Below are 6128 nucleotides of genomic sequence, written 5' to 3'. Positions count from 1 at the left end.
AAACCCCTCCGCAATCCTTCGTAACCGGTAAATCCTGTTGCTGTTGCTTTTTCCCCACCTTCAGATATGATCCTTAATCAAACCGGGCAAATTATGTGCCGGACGGTATTGTGTCTGTCCCTATTTTATTTTAATTTTCGGACAGGGAGTCGCACCTTTGATCGGAGTTCCGCCCAGATCACGCCGTACAGGTACCGCAGCTTCTGTAGCCGCCGGATAACGCCACGGCCGGTGTCCTTAGTTTGCTTGTCGATACCGAATCGACTTAGGATATCGTCCATCGCGCTTTCACTATGGGTGAAGGCCCAGATTCACTACATGTCTGGGCTCAAGGGCTTCCACTACCAACAAGAGCTCGCTTTCTGGCAACTGGCCACTCAATCAGAGAGCAAACTTGAAGCTCAAGCTTCACCTTCGGCATGCGATGGTATGTAACCAGGAGAGGAAAGCAACGCTGAAGGCAGTTTTTCGCGTACAAGGACGGGGAAGCAATGCTCAGTAGCCTACCATATATATGGAGCGGCCAACCTGACTGCGTGAAGACAGCAGTTAAATTGTGGAAGACTTGACGCCGGGAGATCGCATGATCCCCAATGCCGATAACCTGGGGCACAACGGAACAGACAAGCCGGAAGACGTGAGGGCCCCTCGCTGGGTTGATCTGACCGACTTGACGTGGTATGCTGTGGCCGATTTCGAAGGGCCCATCAAGGATCAGCGCCTCAGGGAGATTTGGCGTAACGGCTTCCAGCGCTATCGGGAACCGATCCTGACCGAGGAGTGTAGCGTCTGCTACTACCCCCCTACCTGCGGTGGTGGGAAGTTCGGAATGCGCGTGGGCGATCGTCACTGTCTGAAACGACCCTGGGAAGGAGGAGGAAACGCATGAAGAACGGTGTCACGTCGGCTCCAAAGCAACCGTACACGAAACCAACGCTGACGAAACATAAGCCGCTGCGCGACATTACGGCCAATGGTTCGGGTGCAATGTGAGCGTCTGTGCCATCATGCTAACAGGGGAGGTCAGCGGGGCAATTGGCCTCCCCGAGGCTGCCTATTCCGAAGGGACCTTCAAGAATCAGCGCCTCTGGGAGATTTGGCGTAACGGCTTCCAGCGCTATCGGGAGCCGATCCTGGCGAAGCACAACCCCCTTACCGGTTAGGCCGGGCATGCCTCAGAGCACCTTTCCTTCTACCTTTAAGGAAGACCGCCCGACCATCCCCTCTGTTAGTTAGCGGACAGGCTTGAGGTGGTTCTGTACGATGTAGTCTCCGATCTTGCGTCCCATCGTGGCCCGTTGGCGCAAATAGCACAGCCCGATCACTGCGACCAAACGCGGAAAGATACCGTGAGTCCTACCCATCGCTGATTCGGCCGCGCCAAATCCCAAGGATTCAGTCAGGCGGCTCGGGCGACGGGCGTTGCAGAACCTCGCCATCTCCCTTTTGAATAGAAGCCCCGGATTCATCGCGGCGTCGAGAAGTCACATCCATGAGGCAGACCATCATCTCGTCCTGGCTCTGTTTACCGTACCGAACCGCGACCGCCGAATTCGGATTGTTGGGATTGTTCGCTGAATTGTCGAAGTAGCCTGTGCACTCGATACGCGTCCCCTTGGGGAGAAGTAGAGGCTCCTTCAGATAGTAAGAAAGCTGCCAGTTGACGCTGTATCTCGGTACATCGAGCAGGATCTGTGATTCCCCCGTCGGGTAGACTGCCCGGTACTGCACAGATTTCCCCCGCAGATGCATGTGGGGGAGCAGGGCGAGTAGAGTCACGTCATGATCAAGTGTCCGCTCGGCGTCCACGCGGTGATTCGGCGCTCCGGCGGGGATCACGAATACGCGGTTCTTGGCCCAAATAGTACTGACTTGCTCCACGGGCGGTTCCTTGGCGAAAATCAGGCCCATACGGGTGCGATCCGTCCCGGCTTTCCCGTTCGCCGTATAGTGCAGCTCAAAAACCAGGTCGGATCCAGCCTTGATAAGCTTGGCCTGACCGGGTTTTAGCATCTGCGGTACACTGCCCGGAACAAAGCCGACCAGGAGATCGAATCGTCGCGACCCGTCTCGCAAGCTCCGTACCTCAAACGGCTCGCCGGGCTTAGCCCAGTGCAGCCACTTCGACCCCGGCTCGCGAAGGTACACCATGACATGATGGACCAACGCCCTATTGCCTGGACGTATCTCTGCCATCTGTACCCACCTGTCCCCTGTGAAGCCGGTGGGTATCACAACGTACTGATACTGGATCGTGCCGGAATCCGGAACGTGGAATTCCCTCGGCATTTCGAAGACCAGGTCCGGTCGGCCGATGTTCCATCCCTTGACAAACTCCCGTGGTGGCGGCAGATCGGCGGCGTCTCCTTCGCGGGCGCCCCCGTCGACCCAGGCCACCAGCGTGTCGATTTCGGCCTGCGAGAGCGAGCGATCGTTGGCGAACTTGCCGTGTTGTGAGTCGGCGAACCACGGCGGCATTCGCTGTTGCAGGACCGCATCACGAATAGCCTTGATCCAAGGTCGCGCATCCTGGTAGGTCAGCAGCGGCATCGGCGCCGCTTCCCCAGGCCGGTGGCATCCCTGACAGTTCCTCTGCAGGATCGGGAGGACGTCTTTATTAAACGTGACCGGCGGGCGATCGACCCCCGCCCAAGCCAGGATGGGGGTCAGCACGACCGCGAGACTGCACAAAATACGACGCATCTGGTCACTCCAGTGTCGTTACACGCGGTTCCGCCCAGAGGGCCATGACCGAGAACTCGCGCGTTCAAAAGTGGGATCGGTTCACACGTTGAATAATAGAATAATAGTGAATAATAGGGACAGCAACTATTTAAAATGAGAGAATCGTAAGAATGCCTAACGAGGCTGCAGAAAAACCCGATTCTGAACGCCGTGCTCAGCCACGGGCTGTTCTCGCGCCGTCACCAAGGCATCCACCGCGCCAGGCCGAATCCGGAGCTTTCTCCTAAAGCGGAGGGCTGACAGGTCGCCCTTCGCCACCAAGTCATCACTGTGCACACCTTCAGGTTGAGCCGAGCCGCCACCTCCTGCGCGCTTAAGAGCCGGTCGCCCATGCGTGACGCTCCTTTTTAATGGTCCAACTCACGAGAACCAAAACACTCACGCTCCGCCTACAGTCCACCTCATGCGGGGTGTCGTCAACTCCCCTTCGGTGACAGTGAGCCATCCTTGATATAGGTGATATAGGGGTGATATAGGGACGGACACTATTTATTGAGATCCTTTCTTGGCCTTCCCCTCTGCCACACGTGTATGACTCGTCCAGTGTCCTGCGCACCTCCCAGATGAACCCGTCTCTTTGCATCGGCCGCTCTGTCATCGTCCGCTTTCGAATCGTTGTCGTTCCGAAAGACCGCCTGGCGATCACTCCCTCGTTCCGTCACACGATACGGGTGGCCGGGTGCAACGGTTCTGGTAATCTGTAACAGGCACGATCATGACCGCAAGCATCACGAATCGTCACGATGATAGTGCCTGTCCCTATTTTCTATTTTTATTTAACGGCACAAGCTCCAGCCTCGTCCTTTGGACCCGTAGGGTCGGATCAGGTTCTCCGCCAAATCGCTACAGGTTACTCTGGCAATCCCGGGATTGATCTCAAAGACTTCCTGGACGATCTGGCTCACTCGCCGTGCCTGTCTGGGGCACGCGGACCAACACGTCGTGTCGTAGCTCTTTCTTGAGTTTTGGCGACTCAGAGGCTAAGCGGACCGTCTCCTTGATAGATGCTGCGACAGACCTTGGCGGCCGTGCAGAGACAAGGCCAAAGAAGTAGGTGCTGTCGCCTTGGTGATTGGGGCCCCCGGCGCAGAGAAGGGAGTCGAAGTTAACTATGATCCTATCGCTCCACTTGTGCACAGATCCGAGTAAATAGGGACAGACACTATTTATTGACATCCCTTCTTAGACATAAAATAGGTAAAATAGGGACAGACACTATTATCGTGACAATTCGTGCTGTTCGCGGTCACGATAATGCGATCGGGTTCAATGATTTTCATGGAACTGCTCTCCAGATCGCTCTGACGCCTACCGGCCTGGATAATCCGGTAAATGACATTTTCCCGCAACTTCGGGACAAATCGCGGTCATGGGCTACATCCCTCTGTTTTTGGCCCAGGGGCCAATTGAGAATAAATAACGCTCCTACGCGCAGGAGCTGAAAGGGAAAATCTGGAGAAACGGAAAAGGGATAGGAAAAAACGAGATCCACATTATTGCAACGTTTGGCAAGTACGGTCCGCAGGTCTAGCGGGAGTCAACAACATCACGACGAAGCGGGAGGGGGAGCAATACCCTCCCACTTTCCTTTTCCAGACGGCCAGGAAGCCACTGTAAGTGCAGCCTATCTTAGCAGAGTTCTTTTAGGTGCTTCCGGGTGTTCCGTAGGTGAACCGGCCTGCGTACAGCCACGCACAGGCAGGGAGGAATCTAATATCCCCTCCTCTTTGGTCTATCTGGTCATTACCCGTCTTTTCTCCCCCTTTGGCAAAGGGGGATTGAAGGGGGTTTCTCCCTTCCTGTCGCTCACTAAGTGTTCCGTAAAAACCCCCCCGCCCCCTTTTCCAAAGGGGGCGTCCCCGCATTGGACAGTCGGGCACAGAACACCTGGACCGTTATGCGGAACAGGAAAAGCACCGTATCCTTCGGGGAGACGGCGAGGGCCGCTTCCGCAGCCTGCCGCACGGTGTCCGAAGTCACGTGGAACCGCCGCGCCACATACTCAGCATCGTCCAGGTCAAGCTCGGTCCCACGCCGGAGCTTTGCGATCACGAAATCGGTGGGGTGTAAGAGCCGCAGGCGAAGACCAGGTCGCGTATGGTGTACGACGGCTCGATCGCGGTAGCCAGGCGGCATGGCAATGACTGACCAGCTTGAGAGATTCTCTCCGAGGTCGGCCGGGACGTGGTGTCGCCGCAGAAATGCGCTCAGGTGTTCAGGATCTCCGGCAACCTCGCCGTCCACATCCTGTGTCGCGCGATCCGTGTAGCCATACGCCTGGAGCGCGAGGCCACCCACCAGAAGAAGGTCTACAGGCACCCCAGTCTCATGGGTGTAGGCGGCAAGCAGCGCAGTCAGTTGATCAATCGTGAGCGCAGACAAACCTTATTGCCTCCGCAAACAGACGGTACTCACGGGGGTCAACCGGGCCAGGATCAGGAGGGAGAGGAGGGCGCGGCAGTACCGCTTCCAGTACGCTTCGGTACGTGGTGTACCAGCGGCATGCCTTCTGATACGCCTCTCGAACCTCCGGGCGTTCCCACCACGGGCGAAGATCGAGGCCGTCATTGACCAGGAGTTCAAGCCAGAGCAGGCGGGTCCCCCGCGGATCACGAACGGCCTCATCGAGAGAGGTAATGCCGGTGTAGACCGGCAGGAGTATCAGAGGAGACGGCGCGAGGGTGACGTATTGATCATCCATATCAGTAGTTATAGAACACATTGAGGCGTCCGGCAAGTATTTCAGCCCAAGAACAGCGATAGACCTCGCAACCACTCGATTTCTTACGTCATTGCGAGTGCCCAATCCAGCGGTGGCTGACCCGCAGGTGGCAGACACTTTGCCAGTTTCTGAGTAGCACCCGCAGGGTACGCGGCAATCTCAGTGCAACAATGCGAGATTGCTTCACTTCGTTCGCAATGACAACTTTCTCTCGCTGTTCTTGTAAATAGTAAATATAGTAAATAGGGACAGACACTATTTATTGACTTCCCTTCTTGGTCTTCCCCTCTGCGACACGTGTATTACTCGTCCAGTGTCCTGCGCACCCCCCCCCCAGATGATCCCGTCTCTTCGCAGTGGCCGCTCTGTCATCGTGCGCATTCGAATCGCTGTCGTTCCGAAAGACCGCCTGGCGATCATTCCCTTGTTGTCTCGCATGATACGGGTGGCCGGATGCAACGGTTCGGGTAATTCGTGGCATGCACGATCATGACCGTACACACCACGAATCGTCACGATAAATAGTGTCTGTCCCAATACCGTCCGGCACATAATTTGCCCGGTTTGATTAAGGATCATATCTGAAGGTGGGGAAAAAGCAACAGCAACAGGATTTACCGGTTACGAAGGATTGCGGAGGGGTTTCGTCAGGAGTATAGAT

6 protein-coding genes are annotated in these 6128 nt (G+C 56.2%); 2 read left to right on the top strand and 4 right to left on the bottom strand.

From position 1 onward, the window contains the following. Positions 1–125: 125 nt before the first annotated feature. Entirely contained in the window at positions 126–281 is a 156-nt protein-coding gene (locus tag CLG94_RS13160) for a hypothetical protein (protein ID WP_161953936.1), read from the bottom strand. 302 nt (positions 282–583) lie between these two features. Between CLG94_RS13160 and CLG94_RS00210 the strand changes: the two genes are divergently transcribed. After that, positions 584–889 (top strand): SPASM domain-containing protein, encoded by a 306-nt coding sequence (locus CLG94_RS00210; protein WP_133174579.1) that lies wholly within the window; start codon positions 584–586, stop codon positions 887–889. Between the two features lie 118 nt (positions 890–1007). Continuing rightward, positions 1008–1163 (top strand): hypothetical protein, encoded by a 156-nt coding sequence (locus tag CLG94_RS13155; protein WP_161953935.1) that lies wholly within the window; start codon positions 1008–1010, stop codon positions 1161–1163. Positions 1164–1395: 232 nt separating this feature from the next. On the opposite strand, the gene CLG94_RS00205 is transcribed toward CLG94_RS13155, so the two are convergent. From CLG94_RS00205 to CLG94_RS00195, 3 genes are all read right to left on the bottom strand, one after another. After that, positions 1396–2703: a c-type cytochrome gene (locus tag CLG94_RS00205; RefSeq protein ID WP_107560895.1), complete on the bottom strand. Its 1308-nt coding sequence runs from the start codon at positions 2701–2703 to the stop codon at positions 1396–1398. A gap of 1851 nt (positions 2704–4554) precedes the next feature. After that, positions 4555–5127: a DUF6036 family nucleotidyltransferase gene (locus CLG94_RS00200; protein WP_107560894.1), complete on the bottom strand. Its 573-nt coding sequence runs from the start codon at positions 5125–5127 to the stop codon at positions 4555–4557. Further along, positions 5108–5446: a hypothetical protein gene (locus tag CLG94_RS00195; RefSeq protein WP_107560893.1), complete on the bottom strand. Its 339-nt coding sequence runs from the start codon at positions 5444–5446 to the stop codon at positions 5108–5110. The genes CLG94_RS00200 and CLG94_RS00195 overlap by 20 nt, the downstream gene beginning before the upstream one ends. Positions 5447–6128 lie beyond the last annotated feature (682 nt).

Origin of the sequence: Candidatus Methylomirabilis limnetica (genome assembly GCF_003044035.1) — a bacterium.
In the GTDB taxonomy this organism is placed as follows: Bacteria; Methylomirabilota; Methylomirabilia; order Methylomirabilales; family Methylomirabilaceae; genus Methylomirabilis; species Methylomirabilis limnetica.
This window is presented reverse-complemented; position numbering and strand designations above follow the sequence as displayed.